General features: G+C 67.2%; 17 protein-coding genes. 3 read left to right on the top strand and 14 right to left on the bottom strand.

The features are described 5' to 3' along the window. Positions 1–43: 43 nt before the first annotated feature. The 6 genes from C5B85_RS00950 to rsmI form a co-directional block, all read right to left on the bottom strand. Positions 44–457 (bottom strand): hypothetical protein, encoded by a 414-nt coding sequence (locus tag C5B85_RS00950; RefSeq protein ID WP_104284198.1) that lies wholly within the window; start codon positions 455–457, stop codon positions 44–46. 2 nt (positions 458–459) lie between these two features. Then, on the bottom strand, positions 460–924 hold the full coding sequence (locus C5B85_RS00945; protein ID WP_104284197.1) for a hypothetical protein: 465 nt from the start codon (positions 922–924) through the stop codon (positions 460–462). 130 nt (positions 925–1054) lie between these two features. After that, positions 1055–1906, bottom strand: a complete 852-nt coding sequence (rsmA, locus tag C5B85_RS00940) for a 16S rRNA (adenine(1518)-N(6)/adenine(1519)-N(6))-dimethyltransferase RsmA (RefSeq protein WP_104284196.1) — start codon at positions 1904–1906, stop codon at positions 1055–1057. After that, the gene (locus C5B85_RS00935) at positions 1903–2823 is read right to left on the bottom strand and encodes a TatD family hydrolase (RefSeq protein ID WP_104284752.1); all 921 of its coding nucleotides are present in this window, start codon (positions 2821–2823) and stop codon (positions 1903–1905) included. Before C5B85_RS00935 ends, rsmA begins: the two co-directional genes overlap by 4 nt. A gap of 62 nt (positions 2824–2885) precedes the next feature. Next, positions 2886–4454 (bottom strand): methionine--tRNA ligase, encoded by a 1569-nt coding sequence (gene metG / locus C5B85_RS00930; RefSeq protein WP_104284195.1) that lies wholly within the window; start codon positions 4452–4454, stop codon positions 2886–2888. Between the two features lie 68 nt (positions 4455–4522). Further along, a complete protein-coding gene (rsmI, locus tag C5B85_RS00925; RefSeq protein WP_104284194.1) occupies positions 4523–5335 on the bottom strand; it encodes a 16S rRNA (cytidine(1402)-2'-O)-methyltransferase in 813 nt (270 codons plus the stop codon). A 69-nt stretch (positions 5336–5404) separates the two neighbouring features. Between rsmI and C5B85_RS00920 the strand changes: the two genes are divergently transcribed. Then, a complete protein-coding gene (locus tag C5B85_RS00920; RefSeq protein WP_258070532.1) occupies positions 5405–7198 on the top strand; it encodes a dolichyl-phosphate-mannose--protein mannosyltransferase in 1794 nt (597 codons plus the stop codon). Between the two features lie 15 nt (positions 7199–7213). On the opposite strand, the gene C5B85_RS00915 is transcribed toward C5B85_RS00920, so the two are convergent. Next, entirely contained in the window at positions 7214–8146 is a 933-nt protein-coding gene (locus C5B85_RS00915) for a hypothetical protein (protein WP_104284193.1), read from the bottom strand. Between the two features lie 134 nt (positions 8147–8280). Here C5B85_RS00915 and C5B85_RS00910 point away from each other — a divergent pair, with 134 nt between their 5' ends. Continuing rightward, positions 8281–8934 (top strand): CatB-related O-acetyltransferase, encoded by a 654-nt coding sequence (locus tag C5B85_RS00910; protein WP_104284192.1) that lies wholly within the window; start codon positions 8281–8283, stop codon positions 8932–8934. A gap of 23 nt (positions 8935–8957) precedes the next feature. Here the strand turns inward: C5B85_RS00910 and C5B85_RS00905 are convergent, their stop codons facing one another. After that, complete coding sequence (locus C5B85_RS00905; protein WP_104284191.1) at positions 8958–9443, bottom strand: hypothetical protein; 486 nt, start codon at positions 9441–9443, stop codon at positions 8958–8960. A 282-nt stretch (positions 9444–9725) separates the two neighbouring features. Continuing rightward, on the bottom strand, positions 9726–10559 hold the full coding sequence (locus C5B85_RS00900; protein ID WP_219819329.1) for an aldo/keto reductase: 834 nt from the start codon (positions 10557–10559) through the stop codon (positions 9726–9728). A 145-nt stretch (positions 10560–10704) separates the two neighbouring features. On the opposite strand from C5B85_RS00900, the gene hrpA reads away from it, so the two are divergent. Beyond that, complete coding sequence (gene hrpA, locus C5B85_RS00895; protein WP_104284189.1) at positions 10705–14637, top strand: ATP-dependent RNA helicase HrpA; 3933 nt, start codon at positions 10705–10707, stop codon at positions 14635–14637. Positions 14638–14757: 120 nt separating this feature from the next. On the opposite strand, the gene C5B85_RS00890 is transcribed toward hrpA, so the two are convergent. From C5B85_RS00890 to C5B85_RS00870, 5 genes are all read right to left on the bottom strand, one after another. Then, positions 14758–15513, bottom strand: coding sequence for an SDR family NAD(P)-dependent oxidoreductase (locus C5B85_RS00890; protein WP_104284188.1), 756 nt, complete (start codon positions 15511–15513; stop codon positions 14758–14760). 161 nt (positions 15514–15674) lie between these two features. After that, positions 15675–16277, bottom strand: coding sequence for a hypothetical protein (locus C5B85_RS00885; RefSeq protein WP_146077791.1), 603 nt, complete (start codon positions 16275–16277; stop codon positions 15675–15677). Between the two features lie 61 nt (positions 16278–16338). Beyond that, positions 16339–18042, bottom strand: coding sequence for a glycoside hydrolase family 13 protein (locus tag C5B85_RS00880; protein WP_104284186.1), 1704 nt, complete (start codon positions 18040–18042; stop codon positions 16339–16341). Between the two features lie 83 nt (positions 18043–18125). Continuing rightward, on the bottom strand, positions 18126–18830 hold the full coding sequence (locus C5B85_RS00875; protein WP_181064265.1) for an amino acid ABC transporter ATP-binding protein: 705 nt from the start codon (positions 18828–18830) through the stop codon (positions 18126–18128). Positions 18831–18937: 107 nt separating this feature from the next. Then, positions 18938–21223: an amino acid ABC transporter substrate-binding protein/permease gene (locus tag C5B85_RS00870; protein ID WP_104284184.1), complete on the bottom strand. Its 2286-nt coding sequence runs from the start codon at positions 21221–21223 to the stop codon at positions 18938–18940. Positions 21224–21482: the final 259 nt, after the last annotated feature.

Genomic DNA, 21482 nt, shown 5'->3' with positions numbered 1-21482 from the left:
GAGTCAGCTCCAATCGACCCGAGTGGGCCCGCCGCTCGGCAGATTACCCGAGCATCAGCTGGTGCGGGTCGGACTTGGAGACCCGAAACGGCAGGACCTTGCCCGGTTGCCAGTTCGCTTTCGCGCCGGCCGCGATGAGCGTCTCGTAGCGGGTTCGGTATGGCGGGCGCCCATCGGCCTCGATCTCGAGTTCCACCGAGTAGACGGGGACACCCTGCACCTCGCGGAACGTGCGCTCGAGGCTCACGACGGTGCCGGAGACGGCGTCCATGCTCGCGTACATCGTCATGTTCTCGAACGGATTCGCCCTCGCCGCCCCGTGGGTGCCGTCGAGCCGGCCATCCGAGTAAGCCTCGGCGAGGTCGGCCGACTTCCGGAGGTTCTCCGCATAGTCCGTGCGCGCCGTTGACTGCAGTCCGGCTTTCATGAGGCGCCCGATGTCGCCGAAGACGCCCACCGTCAGCTCGTGAAGGCGATGTTTTGCGCGTTGGCCGGGTCAACCGCCACACCGTGCGACGTGCCGACAGCGTAGTTCGCGAGGAACTGGGGCGCGACCATCTCGCGCTTCGACACGATGTACGGGCTCGCGCCGATCAGCGTCACCTCGACGTCGAGCTGGAACCAGGGGTTGCCTGCTACTCGTTCGCCAGTGTCCACGGCGCCCACGATGACGCCTGAGCCCGTGCGCCCGATGGCGATGATGCGGTTCAGCTCCTGCCCGTAGGCCGTGAGGACATCACGGTCGGCGTAGGCCTGGCCGCTGAACTCACCCACGTTGGATGAGGTCACGGGAGCGCCGTCGCTGTACCCCGCGTCCTTGAGGTGCTGGCTTGCGAGCTGCTGCGCCGCAGCCGCCTGTGCGGCCCAATCGTCGTTGCTCTTGCCGCCGCCGAGTGCGCTCTTGGCGCGATCAAAGAGTCCCATGTGCTGCCCCCAGGTATCGGACCGCGCACCCTCGTTGGTGTCCGGTTGCTGTGACCCTACTCCCGCGGCCAGATGCCCCCTAGCCTTTTCTCCGGGCAGTTCTCCCCGGGGCCGAGGCTCCTGGAGCAGCTCAGACTTCCGGGGTCCAGGCTTCCGCGAGGCGCACGTAGTCGTCGATGCCGACCGTCTCGCCGCGCGCGGTGGGGTCGATCCCGGATGCCTCGAGCACCAGGGACGTCGCGGCCGCGTTCTCGCCGAGCAGCGGCGAGAGCGCCTGACGCAGCATCTTGCGGCGCTGGCCGAACGCTGCGTCGACGATGCGGAACACCTTGCGACGCAGTTCCTCCGAGCCGCGCGGTGTGTCTCGCTCCGTGTAGGAGATGAGGATGGAGTCGACGTTCGGCACCGGCCAGAAAACCTTGCGGCCCACGAGGCCCGCGCTCGACCAGGTTCCGTACCAGGCCGCCTTCACGCTCGGCGAGCCGTACACCTTCGAGCCTGGGCCTGCGACGATGCGCTCCCCCACCTCGGCCTGCACCATGACGACTCCGCGCTCGAGCGACGGCAGGCGCTCGAGCAGGTGGAGAAGCACGGGCACCGACACGTTGTACGGCAGGTTCGCGACGAGCGCGACCGGCTCGCCTGGCACATTCTGCACCTGGAGGGCGTCGGAGACGATCACATCGAGCTGCGCGCCAGGCGCGTGCTCGGCAACCGTCTGCGGCAGGCGGGCGGCGAGACGCTCATCGATCTCGATGGCCGTGACGCTCGCGCCTGTTTCGAGGAGGCCAAGCGTGAGCGAGCCGAGGCCCGGCCCGACTTCGAGGATGTGCTCGCCCGATCGCACCTTCGCGGTCTGCACGATGCGTCGCACCGTGCCAGGGTCGTGCACGAAGTTCTGGCCGAGCTTCTTCGTGGGAGTTACGTCGAGTTCCGCCGCGAGTTCGCGGATCTCGTTGGCGCCAAGCAGGCTCGCGCTCATGCGCTCACTCCTTCTGTCATGGCCGGCACCGCCGCCAGGTCCCAGCTGCCGTAGACAGCCTCGGTGTTCGTGCTGACCTGCGCGCTCAGCTCGTCGACCGGCATGCCGAGGTGCGCGGCCATCGCGCGAAGCGTGACCGGGATGAGGTACGGCGCGTTCGGTCGCCCGCGGAACGGCACAGGGGTGAGGAACGGGGCATCCGTCTCAACGAGGATGCGCTCGATCGGCGTCGCCGACAGGGCCTCACGCAACGACGCGGCGTTCTTGAACGTCACCGTCCCGGCGAACGAGAGGTACCAGCCCTCTTCCGCCGCGATGCGAGCCATGTCCGCGTCGCCGGAAAAGCAGTGGAAGACCGTCCGCTCCGGGGCCCCGACCCGCTTCAGCGTGGAGATGACGTCGTCGTGCGCATCCCGGTCGTGGATCTGCATGGCGATGCCGTGCTTCTTCGCGAGCTCGATGTGCCGCTCGAACGCTTCGACCTGCAGACGCTGATCTGCGGGCTCCGGGGTGCGGAAGTAGTCGAGGCCCGTCTCCCCGATGGCGCGCACGCGCGGCTCGGCCGCCAGGCGGTCGATCTCGGCGATCGCGTCCTCGAGCGTGCCCGCGACCGCAAGCTCCGGCACGACGTTCGGGTGGAGGGCCACGGCGGCGAGCACGCGCTCGTGCGTCGCGGCGATGCGCGCCGACCACTGGCTCGATGGCACGTCGTTGCCAACCTGGACAACGCCCTTCACACCAGCGTCCACCGCCGCCGCGAGGTGCTCGTCGAGCGACAGACGCTCATCCTCTTCACCGTCCTCGATCTCGAGATGCGTGTGGTTGTCGTAGCAGGGCACATCCAGCGCCTCGGGGTATGGCGGGTAGGCGAGGATGCGCGTATGCCCGGACTCGCTCGTCGCAGAACGACGGCGCAACTTCTCGCCGTCTCCCTGCTGCCCGCCGTGCTGCCCGCCGCCCTGCTGAGACTCAGGCACCGCTAGCGCTGGGCTTCCTGCTCGATGCGCGGGAACAGCGGCGGGAGCTCGCTCAGCGGACGCGAGCCGACCAGCGCGTACGCGTTGTCGATGCGCGTCGTGGCGAGTTCGCCCTCTCCGCCGATCGCGAACCACAGCTTCTCGGCCGCGATCGGGATGAACGGGTTGAGCAGCACGGCAAGGTGGCCGAGGCACCGAGTTGTCACCTCGAGCACCGCGGCGAGGCGCGCGCGGCCCTCATCGCCCTGCTTGGAGAGCGCCCACGGCTCCTGCTCCGTGATGTAGCCGTTGAGCGCATCCACGAGCCGCCAAATGTGCGCAAGCGCGCCGTCGATGTTGAACGCGAGCATCGCCTCGTCGGCCTTCGCCGCGACCTCGGTCGCGAGTTCGATGATCGCCTGCTCCGAGTCGAGCAGCGTCGACTGCTCGGGAACGACGCCGTCGAAGTACTTGTTGACCATGGCGATGACGCGCGAGGCGAGGTTGCCGAAGCCGTTCGCGAGCTCCGCCTGGTAGCGGGCGGACAGGTCCTCCCACGAGAACGATCCGTCCTGGCCGAAGTGGATGGCGCGCAAGAAGTAGTAGCGGAACGCGTCGGAGCCGAAGACGTCGGTGATCTCGGTCGGCTCGATGCCCGTGAGCTTCGACTTCGACATCTTCTCGCCACCGACGAGCAGCCAGCCGTGCGCGTAGATGCCAGCAGGCACCTGGAGGCCGGCAGCCATGAGCATGGCAGGCCAGATGACCGCGTGGAAGCGGAGGATGTCCTTGCCGACGACGTGGTGCGCCGGCCAGAACTTCTCCAGCTCGGAGTCGTCGTCGCCGTAGCCGATGGCCGTGATGTAGTTGAGCAGCGCGTCGAACCATACGTAGACGACGTGCGACTCGTCCCACGGCACCTTCACGCCCCAATCGAACGTGGTGCGGGAGATGGAGAGGTCACGGAGCCCCGAGCGCACGAACGAGATGACCTCGTTGCGAGCCGACGACGGCTGGATGAATTCGGGGTTCTCTTCGTAGAGGGCAAGCAGGCGGTCCTGGAACTCGCTGAGCTTGAAGAAGTAGTTCTGCTCCTGCAGCAGCTCAAGCGGCTTCGAATGGATGGCGCAGACCTTCTCGCCCTCGTACTGGCCAGTGCCCGCGACGATCTCCGACTCCGGCTTGAACTCCTCGCAGCCGACGCAGTAGAGCGCCTCGAACTCGGCGTCGTAGATGAAGCCGGCGTCGTTGAGCTTCTGCAGGAAGCGCTGCACGCGCGTCTCATGGCGCTCGTCCGTCGTGCGGATGAAGTCGTCGTTCGAGATGTTGAGGGTCTCGAGCATGGGCTTCCATGCCTCGTTGACCAGCTTGTCGGCCCACGCCTGCGGGGTGACGTTGTTCGCGAGCGCCGAGCGCATGATCTTCTGGCCGTGCTCGTCGGTGCCCGTGAGCAACCATGTCGTGTCGCCACGCTGACGGTGCCACCTGGCAAGCGCGTCGACGGCGACCTCCGTGTACGCGTGACCGATGTGAGGAACGTCGTTGACGTAGAAGATCGGTGTCGTGATGTAGAACGATTCGCCGGAAGCCATGGGGATCATCCTATTGTCGGCTGGGGACTGTTACGACGCGAGGTCCCCTGGTAGCAACCCCGGGGCCACTATTTCGCGAGCTGACCCTGGTAGAGGTCTCGCTTGCTCATGCCCGTCTCGGAGGCGACCTGCGCTGCCGCCTCCTTGAGGCGCATCCCACCCGCGACGAGCTCGGCGACCATCGCCTGAGCGCCAGCCTCATCCACGATAGCGGGGGCGGCCCCCTCGACGACGATCACGATCTCGCCGCGCACACCCTCCTCGGCCCACGGCACGAGCTCAGCCGCTGTGCCCCGCCTGACCTCCTCGTAGAGCTTCGTCAGCTCGCGACAGACTGCGATGCGGCGGTCAGCATCCCAGATAGCTGCCATATCGGCGAGCGTGCGGGCCAGGCGGTGCGGAGATTCGAACAGCACGACCGTGCGCGGTTCGTTCGCGAGCGAGCGCAGGAACGTCTCCCGCTCCCCCGCCTTGCGCGGCAGGAAACCGTCGAACGTGAAGCGGTCGGTGGGCAGGCCAGAGATCGCGAGCGCCGTGATGACGGCGCTCGGCCCAGGCACGCTCGTGACCGTCACGCCCTCCTTCGCCGCGAGCGCGACGATCGGATAGCCGGGGTCCGAGATGCCAGGCATGCCGGCGTCGCTCACGAGCACAACGTCGGCGTCGCGCGCCTGCTCGACGATCGTCTTCGCCAGCTCGTCCTCGTTGTGCTCGTGCAGGGCGACGAGTCGCGGGCGGTTCTCGACTCCGAGCATCCCGAGCAGCTTCGCCGTCGAGCGTGTGTCCTCGCACGCCACGAGGGTGGCGTTCTTGAACGTATCGATGAGACGCGCCGAAGCGTCGCCGAGGTTCCCGATGGGGGTGCCCGCGAGGATGATCATGGCTGCGATCCTCCCACGCGGCTCGGCTCCTCCGACGCGTCTGGCACCTCGCCCCCTACGATTGCTTGGGTGAGCGAGCAAGCAGAGACCGGAACCCCAGACGAAGCGGCGAAGTCACCCGCGACGACGGCTCCTGCGACGGCTGCGGTCGCCGCTCCGGTGGCCCCTGACTCCGCGACGCCGCCTGCAGACGCGGCGGCCGCAACTCCCGCTCCCAAAGCGCCCGTCGCGCGCGGCTCGGTCTTCGACGACCTCTGGGCCCGTGTCACCAGCACGCCTCGGCTTCGCTTGCGCACCGAGTGGATCCTCCTCGGTGTCGTCACCTTGCTCGCCGCCGTCCTGCGCTTCTGGAACCTCGGCGGCGCCCACTTCCTGATCTTCGACGAGACCTTCTACGTCAAGGACGCGTGGACGCTCCTCAACCTGGGCTACGAGGCCGAGTGGCCCGAGAACCCGAACGACGCCTTCAACGCGGGAGACCCGAACGGCTACACGACCGACCCGTCGTACGTCGTGCATCCGCCGCTCGGGAAGTACATCATCGGGCTCGGGATGCTCGTTTTCGGCGCCGACAACCCGTTCGGTTGGCGGTTCGGCGTCGCCCTCGTCGGCACGCTCGCCGTACCCCTCCTGTGGGTCGTCGCGAAGAAGCTGTTCCGCTCCCCCGTGCTCGCCACGATCGGTGCCGGGATGCTCGCCATCGACGGGCACGCGATCGTCATGTCGCGGGTCGGGATCCTCGACGGCATCCTCATGTTCTTCGTGCTGCTCGCGTTCCTGTTCGTGCTGCTCGACCGCGAAGACCAGCAGAAGAAGCTGCGCACGAAGATCATGGCGTGGCGCAAGGAGGAGGGGCTCGAGGGCGAGCCGACTCCGACGAAGGCCACGACCACGTCCCGCACGCCCGACGTGAAGCCGGTCGGGCCCGACTGGGGTCCGCGCCTCTGGTGGCGCCCCTGGCTCATGGCGGCGGCCGTCACCCTCGGCGCCGCGTCGGCCGTCAAGTGGTCCGGCCTCTACTTCCTCGCCGCGTTCTGCGTCTACACGCTCGTCGTCGACATGATCGAGCGGAAGCGACTCGGCGTGACGTTCTGGGGGTCGGCGGCGATCCTCCTGCAGGGTCCCGTGTCGTTCATCCTGACCGTGCCGCTCGCGGCCCTCACCTACCTCGCGACGTGGACCCGCTGGCTGACGACGACCGGCGGCTTCTACCGCGACTGGGCGGAGCAGGCCGGTAACGCGTGGACCGGCCTCCTGTCGTGGGTGCCGCTCCCCCTGCAGAGCCTCTGGCACTACCAGGTGGAGGCCTACAACTTCCACCGCGGCCTCAGCGCCGAACACCCCTACCAGTCGGGACCGCAGGAGTGGCCGTTCCTCATCCGCCCCACCGCGTTCAGCTACGTCTACTCGGAGGCCGGCGACGGCTCATCCTGCGACGTCGGCCAGTGCGTCGAGGCGATCACGTCGATCTCGAACCCGATCATCTTCTGGTTCGGCACGGTGTCGATCCTGTTCCTCATCATCATGTGCTTCCTGCGCCCGAAGTGGCAGTACTTCGCGATCCTCGTCGGGTACGGCGCCGGCTACTTCCCGTGGCTCGCGTACCTCGAGCGCCAGGCAGTCTTCCACTTCTACGCGATCGCGTTCCTGCCGTTCATGATCCTCGCGTCGCTGGTGGTCATCCAAACCATCGCGGGCGACCGCCAGACGCCGCAGTCGTCACGGACGATCGGCGTCTCCGCGGTCGGCGTACTGCTTGTGGTCATGGCGCTCGTGTCCGTGCTGTTCTGGCCAGTGTGGACCGGCCAGATGATCTCCACCTCGTACTGGTCGCTCACGCACTGGCTGCCCAGCTGGCGGTAGGCGCGGGCGGGCTCATCACCTCCGAGAGAACAACCGTTCGAAGAAGGTGGGCTCCGGAGCTGGCCGACTGCCAGAGATCTTGCGCATCCGTGCCTGGAGCTCCGAAGCGCCAACCACCGCGAGGGTTGAAATCCGCGCAGATCCGAGGCCCCAGCGCGACCAGTACTTGCTGTGAGCAGTCACCGCCATGGTCCGGCCGAGCGCGTTGAGCTCACAGAGATCCCGCCAGCGAGCAAGGTCGAGGAGCGCGATCTCAGCGGCTCTCGTCTCGTTCACGCGCGTGATTCCTCGATCTCCCGCACGACGGCGCGCTGAGGTCGAGGCTGCGACGCCACCCTGAGCGAGGTGGATGCCCGCGAGTTTGTCGAGCAACCCGTCGAAGACCACCTCAAGATCAGCAGCGAGCCGGGGCGAGCCTTCGAGCAGACGATCCTCCTCAGCCCGCCACTCGTTGAGCACGGCGCCTGAGCAGAGTTGGCACAGCTGCTCGGGCCGCGTCCGGCTCGAGGCGTAGCCGCACTGGCAGTACCTGGCGCCGTTGGCCAGTGTGTCCTCGAGGGAGACGAAACGGTTGCCCGGCTCGTCCGCCTCAGCCTCCTCGAGGGCGTCGAGCAGCAGAAGCGATCCGGGCACTCCCGTTGCGGCCGCTCGGCCGACGTAGCTGCCGGGCACGCGAGCGACCTTCGCGGTCCACAGGGCAAGATCGTCGGCGCTGAAGAGCCCCCTCGCCCCTCGCGCGTATTCGTCCAGGCTCCGCCCGATGACGGCATCAAGTTCGTTGTCGAGTCGCAGCAGTGCTGTTTCGTCCGACTCGTTGCTGAGTTGCTTGTTCAGTGCGATTACTGCGGCGCGCCCCGCAGCCACCACGTTCTGGTGCACCGCCAACGCCTTCGAGTTCCGCTCGAGGAGCAGCTCCTCGGTTCCGAGGATCTCGGTGCTTGTGATCATGGGGGTCCTCACCGCGTTCGGGCACTGGAACCTCCGGTGCGCTCGCCTCAAGTGTGCACGCTGCGGCCGCGCGGATCGCTCCTGCGCGACGCCAACTGAGATGTGCGCGAGGCACTGAGATCTACACTGAGCCGGTGAACGAGCCCGCCCTTCCCCCCGACCCCAGCACGCTGCATCCGATCGAGGGGCAAGAGCGGGTGGTCTTGCTGCAACCCTTGGTCACCAGTCCGCTCATCAGCGTCGGAGACTTCACCTACTACGACGATCCTGACGATGCCACGGCGTTCGAGACGCGCAATGTGTTGCACCACTACGGGCCAGAGCGTCTGATCATCGGGAAGTTCTGCGCGATCGCGGCCGGCGTGAAGTTCATCATGAACGGCGCGAACCACCGCATGTCGGGCCCGTCGACCTACCCGTTCCCGATCATGGGCGGCTCGTGGGCGCATCACCTCGACCTCGTCACCGACCTTCCGAGTCGCGGGGACACCGTCATCGGCAACGACGTGTGGATCGGCGGCGACGTGACGATCATGCCGGGCGTGCGAATCGGGCACGGGGCAATCATCTCGACCGGCTCCGTCGTCACGAAAGACGTGCCCGACTACGGGATTGTCGGCGGTAACCCAGCCACGCTCATCCGCCGCCGCTTTGACGACGCCGACATCGAGGCGCTGCTCGACGTCGCCTGGTGGGACTGGCCGATCGAGGTGATTACCGAGCACCTGCGCATCATCGCCGACGGCTCAGTGAGCGAGCTTGCGGCGATCGCTGAGCGTTCTGCCTAGTCGGCCGTCTCCGCAAGTCCGACTCACGGGTACGCGACGTAGAGGCGGTACATCCCGGCGAAGGTTCCGCTGGTGTCCTGCTCGCAGGCGTTCGGCCCGATATAGACGTTCGCCTCGACTTCCTCCGCCGCGCACACGTACCCCTGGCAGAGATCGACGACGCAGCGTCCTTCTCCGTCGCCGACTGGCGCGAGAAGCTCGCCATACGCCGCAGCATGGAGGACTTCTACCTCGACATCGCGGAGCACGTTGGCCAGCGAGACATCGCGGCGTTCGTCGTGCAGACCATCGAGGTTCCGGAGGCCCACTGGGTGGCGATCAGCGTCGACCTCGGCTCGCCCGCAGACCCCGAGGACACTGTGGAGGCCTTCAGCGACCTCGCAGTCGCCACGCCGGAGCTCGACGACGCACTCGTCGAGGTGATCGAGGCGGCGGGCGTCGCGCTGGCCGACGAGTCGTGGACCATGTCCGCGGGAGGCGAGAACGACGCGAGGATGCTCCTCGCACACAGGGTCGCAGCTCCTCTCTCGGAGCAGCAGCTGCGGAGCTCTCGAGGCGCGCGCGCGGAACGCGGCATCGCCAGCGGGCAGCTGGTCACCGGAACCCTGCCAGCGCCCGCCTCGAATCGCCTCGCCGGAAGCACACGAGAAACGGCGCTTCCTGACGCCAGGAGCCTGCATTCCCCGTGTGGATGCAGCCGACACGAGACATGCGGATGCGCCCCGCCCGGCCACGCAGAACGGCCGGCGTCCCCCGAGGGAGCACCGGCCGTTCTCAGCGACTGCGTGGAGCTAGTTCACTTCGTTGGGGTGCGCCGCGACGCGACCCTCTTCGCCGCGCTCGAGCGCGGTGATGGCGTCGTACTCGGCACCGGAAAGCTCGAAGTCGAAGACCTGAGCGTTCTCGACCATGCGCTCACGCGACGTGGTCTTCGGGAACACGATGTTGCCCTTCTGGATGTGCCAGCGGATGACGACCTGTGCTGGCGTCTTGCCGTGTGCATCCGCTGCGGCCTTGACGGGCTCGAGTTCGAAGAGCGGGTACTTGGCCTGGCCGAGCGGGCCCCACGCCTCGGTCTTGATGTCTTCCGCCCGCAGGTAGGCGTCGAGCTCGGGCTGCTGGAAGATCGGGTGCTGCTCGATCTGGTTGACAACCGGCTTCACGCCCGTGGCGGAGATGATGTCGCGGAGGTGCGACTCGAAGAAGTTGCACACGCCGATCGACGTCGTGAGGCCAGCCTGCTGCAGCTCGACGAGGGCCTCCCAGCTCTCGACGTACGTGTTCTGCTTGGGCGTGGGCCAGTGGATGAGGTACAGGTCTGCCTTCTCGAGGCCGAGGCGCTCAAGGCTCGCGTCGATCGCGGCGCGTGGCGTGTCGCGGCCCTGCTCGTCGTTCCACAGCTTCGTGGTGATGTAGAGCTCTTCGCGCGGGATGCCGGACTTCGCGATAGCGCGGCCCACTCCCTCCTCGTTGCCGTAGATCTTGGCGGTGTCGATGTGGCGGTAACCGACCTCGAGGGCGTCGGAGACAATGCGCTCCGTCTCTGCCGGGTCGACCTTGAACACACCGAAGCCGAGCTGGGGGATGCTGGTGCCGTCGTTGAGGGAAACGTTGGGGATCTGCAATGCGGTCATCCCACAGTTTTAGCAAGCGTGTGCAACTAAAGCGAACTGCCGCACCACGCTGGGAGCGAACGATGCCGACCCAGCGCTGCTGAGTGGCCGATGCGAGGCACATTCTGAACTCACCTGGCAATAGACTGAAACGCTCATGACTACGACTCCCCTCGCAATCTCCTACCCGCCGGAGCTGCCCGTCAGCCAGATGCGGGACGAGATCCGCGACGCCATCGCAGCCAACCAGGTGGTCATCGTCGCGGGTGAGACCGGTTCGGGCAAGACCACGCAGCTGCCGAAGATCTGCCTCGAACTTGGGCGCACGATGATCGGGCACACGCAGCCGCGCCGTATCGCGGCCCGCACGATCGCCGAGCGCATCGCCGATGAGCTCGGCGGCGACATCGGCGGGCTGGTCGGCTACCAGGTGCGCTTCACCGACGAGGTGTCGGCCGAGACGCGCGTCAAGCTTATGACCGACGGCATCCTCCTCAACGAGATCCACCGCGATCGCCTGCTGCGCAAGTACGACACGATCATCATTGACGAGGCCCACGAGCGCAGCCTCAACATCGACTTCCTCCTCGGCTACCTGAAGACGCTCCTGCCGAAGCGGCCCGATCTGAAGGTCATCATCACGTCGGCGACGATCGACCCCGAGTCGTTCTCGAAGCACTTCAACGACGCCCCCATGATCGAGGTCTCGGGTCGAACGTTCCCCGTCGACGTGCGCTACCGGCCGCTTGTCGCCGACGCCGCTCTCCCCGGCGAGGACGACGACGAAGACGCGGCACCGCAGACGCCTGAGCGCGACATGTTCGAGGGCATCGTGGATGCGCTCGACGAGCTTGACCGCGACCTGCCGGGCGACGTCCTCGTGTTCCTTTCGGGCGAGCAGGAGATCCGGGATGCGCAGGACGCGATCCGCGCGCACGTCGCGCGCGACCGTCGCCCCGAGTCGACGGAGGTGCTGCCGCTCTTCGGGCGCCTTTCCTCCGCCGAACAGCACCGCGTGTTCGAGTCGAAGCGCCCGCCTGGCGTGCGGCGCCGCGTGGTGCTGGCGACGAACGTCGCCGAGACGAGCCTCACGGTGCCGGGCATCGTGGCCGTCATCGACACGGGCACGGCCCGCATCTCCCGCTACTCGACGCGCGCGAAGGTGCAGCGCCTCCCCATCGAGGCCATCTCGCAGGCTTCCGCCAAGCAGCGATCCGGCCGCGCCGGCCGCACTTCGGCAGGCGTCGCCATCCGCCTGTACTCCGAGGCCGACTTCGACCGCCGTCCGGAGTTCACGGAGCCCGAGATCCTCCGCACGAACCTCGCGAGCGTGCTCCTGCAGATGCTCGAACTCGGCCTCGGCGCCCTCTCAGAGTTCCCGTTCCTGCAGCCGCCGGACGCCCGCGGCATCAAGGACGGCACCGACCTGCTCAGCGAGCTCGGCGCCGTCGAACCCGGCAAGGCCAGCCACGGGCAGGCCAGCCAGCTGCGCCTCACCAAGACGGGCCGCAGCCTCGCCCGCCTGCCTATCGACCCCCGCTTCGGGCGCATGGTCATCGAGTCGAAACAGCACGACGTGAGCCGTGAGGTGCTCATCATCGTGGCCGGCATGACCGTGCAGGACATCCGCGAGCGGCCGCTCGACCACCGGCAGAAGGCCGACGAGCTGCACGCCCGCTTCCGCGACCCGTCCAGCGACTTCCTCACGCTCGTGAACCTCTGGAACTACCTCGAGGAGCAGAGCCACGAGCTCGGTTCGAGCGCCTTCCGGCGTAAATGCCGCGACGAGTTCATCAACTTCGTCCGCTTCCGCGAATGGCAGGACGTGTTCCGGCAGCTGCGCCAGCTCGCTGGCCCCATCGGGCTCAAGGTGCAGCGGCCCGCCGCCGGACAGGTGCAGGAGCCCGGCGCCCTCGCCGACGCCATCCACCGCTCCATGCTCGCCGGCCTCCTCAGCCACATCGGCATCCGCGACGAGCTGAAGCGCGACTACGCGGGAGCCCGCGGCACGCGCTTCCAGATCTTCCCGGGCTCGGGCCTCGCGAAGGCGAAGAAGCAGCCGGACGTCGTCATGGCGGCAGAGCTCGTCGAGACGAGCCGCCTCTTCGCGCGCACCGTCGCCAAGATCGATCCCGCCTGGGCCGAGGTGCTCGCGGGCGACCTCGCGAAGCGCAACCACTCCGACCCGCACTGGGAGAAGAAGCAGGGCTCCGCCGTCGCCATCGAGCGCGTGACCCTCTACGGCGTGCCGATCGTCCGCGGACGCACGGTGCAGTTCTCGAAGATCGACCCGGCCTGGTCGCGCGACCTGTTCATCCGCCACGCCCTCGTCGAGGGCGACTGGAACGGCCGCCACAGCTTCGACTCGAAGAACCGGGCGTTGCGCAAGAGCCTCGCCGACCTCGAGGAGCGCACCAGGTCGCGCGGCGCGTACTCCGACGACGAGGACGCCGTGTTCGAGTTCTACGACGAGCGGCTCCCCCGCGACGTCGTCTCGCAGTCGACGTTCGAGAAGTGGTGGCAGGGCGCGCAGCAGCAGACCCCGCAGCTGCTCACCATGACGCGGGCGGATGTGCTCGGCGAGGAGCACGCCGACCCAGACGAGCAGGGCGCAGGGTTCCCGACAGAGTGGAAGCAGGGCGATCAGCGCCTGCGCCTCAGGTACCGCTTCGACCCGGGCGCGCCCGACGACGGCGTGACCGTCAACATCCCGCTCCCCCTCCTGTCGCGCCTCGACGACCGCGGCTTCGACTGGCAGGTGCCGGGCATGCGCCGCGAGCTCGTCATTGCCTTGCTCAAGTCGCTGCCGAAATCGACCCGCCGGAACTTTGTGCCCTCCGCCGACTGGGCAGACAAGCTCCTCGGCGAGCTCGGCGAGGCGAGACCCGACCTCGGCCAGGACGTGCCAGGCGACTTCGACGACGCGCTCCGGCAGATCATGCAGCGGCAGGCGGGCATCCGCTTCGACGTCTCCGAGTTCGACTGGAGCCGTGTGGCGTCGCACCTGCGCGTGCGCTTCCGTGTGCTCGACGACCGGGGCCGCGAGCTCGGCACCGGCGAAGACCTGAAGACGCTGCAGGAGAAGCTCAAGAAGGCGTCGGAGGCGTCCGTGCTGCGCGCGACGCAGGAAGTCGCGGCTCCGGCACGGCCCGGGAGCGGCGTGCGGGAGGCAGGCTCGGTCCCAGCCCAGAGCGCATCCACGGCGGAACTTCGCTACGACCAGCATGGTCTCACCGAGTGGCCGCTCGACGAGATCCCCGAGCTCATCGACATCAAGCGCAAGCACGGTGTGATCCGCGCCTACCCTTCGCTCGCCGTCGTCAAGGGCAGCATCGACCTGCGCCTCGTGACGACTCCGGAGGACCAGGCGCGGGAGCATCCGGTCGGCGTCGCGGCCCTGCTCGCCGCATCCGTGCCCTCCCCCGCAAGCTATGTGCAAGAGCACCTGACGGCGAAGGAGAAGCTCGCCCTCGCGACGAGCCCGTACCACTCGACGCCAGCGCTGTTCAACGACATCGTCGCCGCTCTCGCCCAGGATGCGGTTGCCGCCTACAGCGCGGAGCACGGCGGACCCGTCCGAACTCGTGCCGCCTTCGACGTGCTGCGCGACGCCTTCAACGCGACCCTCCTCGACCGCATGTTCGCGCAGACGAAGCTCGTCTCCGAGGTGCTCGACCGCTTCCGCGAGGCCAACAAGGCGCTCAAGTCGGCGAACCACATCTCGGTGCTGCCGTCGCTCGCCGACGCCAGGTCGCAGCTGCAGGCCCTCGTGTACCCCGGCTTCGTCTCGAGGACGGGCGTCGCCCGCCTCGCGCACCTTCCGCGTTACCTTCGCGCCCTCACGTACCGACTTGACCGCGTGCTCAGCCACTCGAGCATCGAGCGGGCAGGCGTTATGCAGGTTGAGCAGGCCACGGCCCTGTACACGGAGGCGGGCGGCACGTTCCCCGTGAACCGGACCGCCCCAGCATCCATCGTGCAGGTCAGGTGGATGCTCGAGGAGTTCCGCGTGAGTCTCTTCGCCCAGCAGCTCGGCACGTCCGAGACGGTCTCGCTCAAGCGCATCCGCCAGGCCATCGCCGAGAAGTAGCGCGCCGCCGCAACGCTTCCGCTTGACCCCCGCTACCACCCGGCACGAAGAGTCAGCCGGAAGCACGCTCCCCCACGGAAAAGGGGGGCCTCTGGCTGACTCCTGTGGCGGGTGCAGCGGTCAGACGGCCGTGTAGCCGCCGTCGACGAGCACGTAGGCGCCCGTCATGAAGCTCGCTTTGTCGGAGAGGAGGAACGTCGCGAGGTTCGCAACCTCCTCCGGCTTGCCGAGTCGGCCAAGTGGATGCTTCGCCTCGAGCGCCGCGAACCCGGCCGCGTCGAGGTGCTGCTCGAGGAGCGGGGTGCGGATGTACGCGGGTCCGACGGAGTTGATGCGCAGTCCCTGCGGCCCGTACTCCGCTGCCGCGTTCTTGGTGAGGCCGACAACGCCGTGCTTCGCCGCGGTGTACGCGCCGCTGCCGATCGCGGCGACGGTGCCGTGGATCGACGCCATGTTGACGATCGCGCCCTCGTCGGCGCCGGCCTCGAGGATGGCGGGGATCTGCGCGCGCAGGCCGTAGAGCACGCCGTTGAGGTTGATGTTGATGACGCGGTCCCAGTCGTCGACTTCCACCTCTGCCGCGGGGGCCGCCTTGCCGCCGATGCCGGCGTTGTTCACCGCGTAGTTGAGCTTGCCGTAGGTCGCGACGGCGTACTCCACGGTCCGGACGCTGTCCTCGGCGATTGCCGTGTTCGCCTCGAACGCTGAAGCCGTGCCGCCCGCAGCCTCGATCTCGCCGACGACGCGCTTCGCGCCGTCGAGGTTGATGTCGGAGACGACAACTTTGACGCCGTTCGCCGCGAGGTCCTTGGCGATCGCCTCGCCAATCCCCGAACCGCCGCCGGTCACGATCGCGACTTTGTCCTGAAATGCCATCTGCTGAATCCTTCCGAAGCGGGGCCAGCGAGATCCGGCCACCGCTTCGAGTGTGCTCCCGCACATCCGCAAATGGCTGTGTCTCGGGTCAGCGAAGAGGCGTACGATCCGAGTGAACTGTACCTGGCGGCGCTGACCGGGTCGACCAGTCGCGCCGCCGATCACATCGGCTGAAAGAACCAGGCGACCGCCGTGACGAGGGCACCGAGCACCGTGCCGAGCACAACCTCGGTCGGCGAGTGATGTTCGAGGCGGAGGCGGCTCCAGGCGATCACCGGCAGAACGAGTCCGAGCAGCAGCCACCAGGGCGAGAAGAGCAACGCGAGAAACACGCACAGCGCGCTCCAGCAGAACGCGTGAACGGACACCTTCGGGCCGACCACCGTGATGCCGCCAGCGGCGACGAGCCCCACGAACATTGTCCCGAGCGCCCAGAACATCATCGATGGCGCGCCAAGCAGGACGAGAAGCGCGACACTGACGGCGACCGACACGAGACAGATGCCGTACGCCCACGGCCGCTGCCGCTTCTGCGTGACGTGACGGTCGGTGAGCATCCCGCGCCGCGACGCGATCTCGAGCACCGCGTAAGGCACAACCCCGCACAGCACAGCCGGGATGGCACCCCACAGGAGGCCCGCCCAGCCCGGGCTGCTCGAGATACCGCACAGCAGCGAGATCACAACAACCGGCAGCGCCGGGGTCGAGAGCTCGGTGATGAGCCTCGCCGCCCCGACGCTGCCGCGAACTGACACTCCAGGCAAGCCAGGTTCTCCAGGCAAGCCAGACGCTCCAGAAAAGCCAGACGCTCCAGACGCCGCGGTGCTACTCGGCTGCACCAAGCCAGACCGTCGTATCAGTCGGCAGCTGGGTAGCGCCGTCCACGTGCGCGACCTCGCTGCGGGCGAGCACTCGAAGGCCCTCCGGCAGCTCCACCGGCTCCGCTCCGAAGTTCGTGATGACGGTGACGTCGCCGTTGCGGTAGGCGAGTACCTCGTCGCCGAAGCCGTCGACCCACTCGAAGCGCGCATCGCCCATGCCGAGGTCATGCTCGCGTCGCAGCGCCAGCAGCGACCGGTACAGGTTCAGGGTCGAGGAGGCGTCGTGCACCTGCTCGCTGCGCGCGAGTTTCCCCCACAGCTCAGGCTGCGGCAGCCAGGATTTCCCGGTCGCGCTGAATCCGTAGCTGGCGCCGTCCGCTTCCCACGGGATCGGCACGCGGCACCCGTCGCGGCCGTACAGCTCGCCCTCGGAGCGGATGAAGATCGGGTCCTGGCGAGCGTCGTCGGCGAGGTCGATGACGTCGGGCAGGCCGAGCTCCTCGCCCTGGTAGAGGTAGCTCGACCCCGGGAGGCCGAGCATGAGCGCCGTCGCGGCGCGGGCACGACGTTCCCCGACGACGGGGTCGGGCTGGCCCGGGGTCTTCGGGCCGACTCCGGCGCCGTGCGCGTTGGGCTCGGTCAGCGCGAGGCGGGTCGCGTGGCGCACGGTGTCGTGGTTCGACAGCACCCACGTGCTGGGGGCACCGGATGAGGCGAACGCGGCGAGCGAGCGCGTCACGACCTCTTTCTGGCCGTCCGCGTCCCAAGGAGCGCGCAGGTACGCGAAGTTGAACGTCTGGTGCAGCTGGCCCGGGCGAACCCACTCGGCCATCTCCTCGACGCTCGGCAGCCACGCCTCACCGCACAGCACGCGGTCGCCGTCGTACTCGGCGGCGACGAGGTGCCAGGCGCGGAAGATCTCGTGCACGGCCTCCTGCCCGAGGTACGGGGTGCGGGGGTCGCCGACGATGGGCAGGTTGCTCTCGACGGGGATGTAGTCGGGCAGCCCGTCCTCCTTCGCGAGGCCGTGGGCGACGTCGATGCGGAAGCCGTCGACGCCGCGGTCGAGCCAGAAACGGAGGATGTCCTCGAAGTCCTGGTGCACCACCGGGTTCGACCAGTCGAAGTCGGGCTGCGTCGAATCGAAGAGGTGCAGGTACCACTGGCCCGGCGTGCCGTCCGCTTCCGTGAGACGAGTCCAGGCCGGTCCGCCGAACAGCGACTGCCAGTTGTTCGGCGGCAGCTCCCCGTGCTCGCCCTTCCCCTCGCGGAAGAGGTAGCGGGCGCGCTCAGGGCTGCCAGGTCCCGCGGCAAGCGCCGCCTTGAACCAGGCGTGCTCCGACGACGAGTGGTTCGGGACGATGTCGACGATGATGCGGATGCCGCGCTCGTGAGCAGCGTCGAGCATCCGGTCGAACTCATCGAGCGTGCCGAAGACGGGGTCGACGTCGCAGTAGTCGGCGACGTCGTACCCGGCGTCGTTGAGCGGCGACGGGTAGAACGGCGAGAGCCAAATGGCGTCGATGCCAAGGTCCGCGAGGTCAGGGATGTGCGCCGTCACGCCGGCGAGATCGCCGATGCCGTCGCCGCTGCCGTCCGCGAACGAGCGCGGGTAGACCTGGTAGATGACGGCGGAGCGCCACCATTCGGATCCGGGAGTGGTGTCGTTGGCGAACTGGGCGGCTGTGGGTGCATCGTTGAGCGTCACCTCGACAGGCTAGTGGAAACGAAGCACCCCCTGTCCACCGGACAGGGGGTGCCACGTTCTTCAGCGCTGGAGGCGCAGAATCGTTAAAGGACCTTGCCGAGGAAGTCCTGCGTCCGCGCCTCCTTCGGGTTCCCGAAGAGGTCGTCCGGCGTACCCATCTCGACGATCTTGCCGTCCGCCATGAATACGACACGGTCAGCCACCTCGCGCGCGAAGCCCATCTCGTGCGTGACCAGAGCCATCGTCATGCCCGACTTCGCCAGGTCGCGGATGACCTGCAGCACTTCGCCGACCATCTCAGGGTCGAGCGCGCTCGTCGCCTCGTCGAAGAGCATGATCTCCGGGTCCATGGCAAGCGCGCGGGCGATAGCCACGCGCTGCTTCTGGCCACCGGAGAGCTGCGCGGGGCGGCGATCCATGAACTCTTCGAGGCCAACTCGGCGCAGCAGCTCCGCGCCGCGGGTATTGGCGGCTTCCTTCGAGAGCCCCTTGATCTCGCGAGGCGCCAGCGTCACGTTCTCCAGCACGGTCATGTGCGGGAAGAGGTTGAAGTGCTGGAACACCATGCCGATGCGCTGGCGCACCTTGTCGAGGTTCGTCTTCGGGGCCGTGATGTCGTCGTCGTCGACGAAGACGTGGCCCTTGGTGACCTCCTCGAGGCGGTTGAGGCAGCGCAGCAGCGTCGACTTCCCGGAACCGGACGGGCCGATGATCGCGATGACCTCGCCGTTCGCGATCTCCAGGTCGATGCCCTTGAGTACCTCGACCGGGCCGAACGACTTGTGCATCTCGACGACGCGCACGCGGGGCTGGCCCGAGTTGACAGCATCGAAGCGACCGGTGAATGGCGTCTGCTCCACGGCTGATGCATCCGACGCTGAGTTGTTCACGTCACTCATTTGTTGAACCTCTTGTCGACGTAGTTGGAGAGGACCGTCAGCAGGTAGATGACGATGAAGTAGAGCACACCGACGACGAGCCAGATCTCGAACGACCGGAAGGTCGAGGCGATGACGATTCGGCCCTGGTAGGTGAGCTCAGCGAAGCCGAGGACGGACAGCAGCGAGGTGTCCTTCAGCGTGATGATGAACTGGTTGATGAGCGACGGCGTCATGATCTTGAACGCCTGCGGCAGCACAACCCGGCGCATCGACTTGCCGCGCGTCAGACCGAGCGAGCGAGCCGCCTCCATCTGACCTGGGTCGACCGACTGAATGCCCGAGCGCACCGTCTCCGTGATGTACGCGCCAGCGTTGAGGCTCAGCGTGATCACACCGGCTGTCAGCGCGTCGAGCGAGATGCCCGTCACGGCTGGCACACCGAAGTAGAAGAAGAACGCCTGCACCAGCACCGGGGTGCCTCGGAAGATGTTCACGTACGTCGACGCGATGCCGCGGAGGAGCAGGTTCTTCGAGATCTTCAGGAAGCCGAACGCGAGGCCCAGGATCATGGCGAAGACGAGCGAGAGCGCCGTGGCGAGCAGCGTGTAGCCGAGGCCGACCATGAGCGACGGGAAGGCGGCGACGACGAGCTCGAAGAAGCCGAGCTGTCCCGACTCCTCCTCGCTGCCCAGGTAGCGGTCGTTGATCGTGTCGAGCACTCCCGTGTCTTCGGCGTTGGCGAGGCCGGCGTCGAACATCTCGAGCAGGTCAGCGTTCTGTCCCTTGAGCACCGCGAAGCCGTACTCGCCGCCCTCGATGGGGTCTCCCACGGTCATGAGGCCGTTGCCCTGCTGGATGCCGTATTGCAGGACAGGGAAGTCCTCGAACAGTGCGACGGAGTTGCCCGTCTGCACCTCCGCGATCATGTCGGCGGTGTCGGAGAACGTGCGGATCGTGAAGCCGTACTCGGTCGAGAGCTCTTCGGCGGTCGTGGCGCCCACGGTTCCAGTCTTGACGGCGACGTTCTTGCCGGCCAGGTCCTCGTAGCCGGCGATGCTCGTGTCGCCCTCAGCGACGGCCATCTGCACACCGGAGGTGAAGTACGGCTCCGAGAAGTCGAAGACCTCCTTGCGCTCGTCGGTGATGGTCATGCCGGCGATGATGCCGTCGGCCTGGCCGGACTGCACTGCTTGGAGAGCGGCGTCGAAGCCGAGCGGCTTGATGTCGACCGTGAAGCCCTGGTTCGCGGCGATCGCGCGCATCAGGTCCATGTCGATGCCGATGGTCTCGCCGTTCTGCTCGAACTCGAACGGCGCGTAGGTGTTGTCCGTCGCGATGACGAACGAGCCTTTGTCCTGCGGGGTGTCGACAGCGAAGAGCGGGTTCTTCGGGAGCGTTCCCGGCCCGTCGTCCTCGATGACCTCGTTGCCGAGGGTGACAACGCCACCGGAGATCTTGGTCGCGTCAGGCGCACCATCTCCGAGGTACTCGTCGAGGATGCCCTGGTACGTGCCGTTCTCGACGACGTTCTTCAGGCCCTCATTGAACGCCTCACGAAGCTCCGGGTTCTGGCCCTTGTTCACAGCGAAGCCGTACGACGACGCGCGCTCGGGCTCGGTGACGGTCTTGAGGTTGATCTCGCCCGTCTCGATGCCGTACTGGAGGATCGGGAAGTCATCGAAGACGGCAACCGAGTTGCCGCTCGTGACGTCGTTGAACGCGTCAGACGCATCCTGGAAGCCCGTGACGGTGAAGCCGATTTCCTTGCCGAGCGTCTCGGCGAAGGTGAAGCCCTCCGTGCCGTTCTTCGCGGCGACGGTCTTACCGGCGAGGTCCTCGTAGGTGGTGACGTCGTTGTTGCTCTTCGCGACGGCCATCTGGATGCCCGAGTCGAAGTAGGGGTTCGAGAAGTCGAAGGTGCCCTTCCGCTCGTCAGTGATCGACATTCCGGCGATCATGCCGTCCACGGCGTTGGTCTGAACTGCCTGCAACGCCCCGTCGAAGCCAAGCGACTTGATCTCGACGTCGAAGCCCTGATCATCCGCGATGGCATTGATGAGGTCCATGTCGATGCCGCGCAGTTCGCCGTCGATCTCGAACTCGAACGGCGCCCACGTGGTGTCGGTGGCGATCGTGTAGGTCTGTCCCTCGACGGCGCTCTTGCCGATCGTGGCCGCCTGCGCGGTTCCCGCGATGGCACCACCGGTCAGCAGCAGAAGCAGTGCCACCGCGATGACGGAGAGGATTTGGTTTCGTGAGTCTGCGACTCGTTGCAGGAGTGAGGTGAGCGAAGTTCGCATCGTGCTCCTCGGCCAGGGCAGAACCTGGAGCAGCGTTGGAACCTGTCGGAACCCGGCTGCCCCCGCGTCTGCCGGTGTGTCGGCTGACGCGGATCGCCTCAACCGAATTGTGTGCGCAACGCTACCTGCCTGAGAGTCTGCTGTATGACACCAGACGCAGATCGTGGTCGCCTTGTGATGTTTCGCTTGCGACGTGAAACCCTGGTTTTCACCTCGCGGGATGCTTTGGGCCAGAACTTCTCCCAGCACACCTGCACGG

This window comes from Pseudoclavibacter sp. AY1F1 (assembly GCF_002931075.1).
In the GTDB taxonomy this organism is placed as follows: Bacteria; Actinomycetota; Actinomycetes; order Actinomycetales; family Microbacteriaceae; genus Pseudoclavibacter.
Note: the sequence above shows the minus strand (reverse complement) of the source record. Positions and strands in the feature narration are given on the sequence as shown.

Excerpts from the sequence above, each read along its gene's own strand:
- C5B85_RS00870 (WP_104284184.1), bottom strand. The coding sequence starts at position 21,223 with ATGCGAACTTCGCTCACCTCACTCCTGCAACGAGTCGCAGACTCACGA.
- hrpA (WP_104284189.1), top strand. The coding sequence starts at position 10,705 with ATGACTACGACTCCCCTCGCAATCTCCTACCCGCCGGAGCTGCCCGTC.
- rsmA (WP_104284196.1), bottom strand. The coding sequence starts at position 1,906 with ATGAGCGCGAGCCTGCTTGGCGCCAACGAGATCCGCGAACTCGCGGCG.
- C5B85_RS00875 (WP_181064265.1), bottom strand. The coding sequence starts at position 18,830 with ATGCACAAGTCGTTCGGCCCGGTCGAGGTACTCAAGGGCATCGACCTG.
- C5B85_RS00915 (WP_104284193.1), bottom strand. The coding sequence starts at position 8,146 with ATGATCACAAGCACCGAGATCCTCGGAACCGAGGAGCTGCTCCTCGAG.
- C5B85_RS00945 (WP_104284197.1), bottom strand. The coding sequence starts at position 924 with ATGGGACTCTTTGATCGCGCCAAGAGCGCACTCGGCGGCGGCAAGAGC.
- metG (WP_104284195.1), bottom strand. The coding sequence starts at position 4,454 with ATGGCTTCCGGCGAATCGTTCTACATCACGACACCGATCTTCTACGTC.
- C5B85_RS00890 (WP_104284188.1), bottom strand. The coding sequence starts at position 15,513 with ATGGCATTTCAGGACAAAGTCGCGATCGTGACCGGCGGCGGTTCGGGG.
- rsmI (WP_104284194.1), bottom strand. The coding sequence starts at position 5,335 with ATGATCATCCTCGCGGGCACCCCCATCGGGAACCTCGGCGACGCTTCG.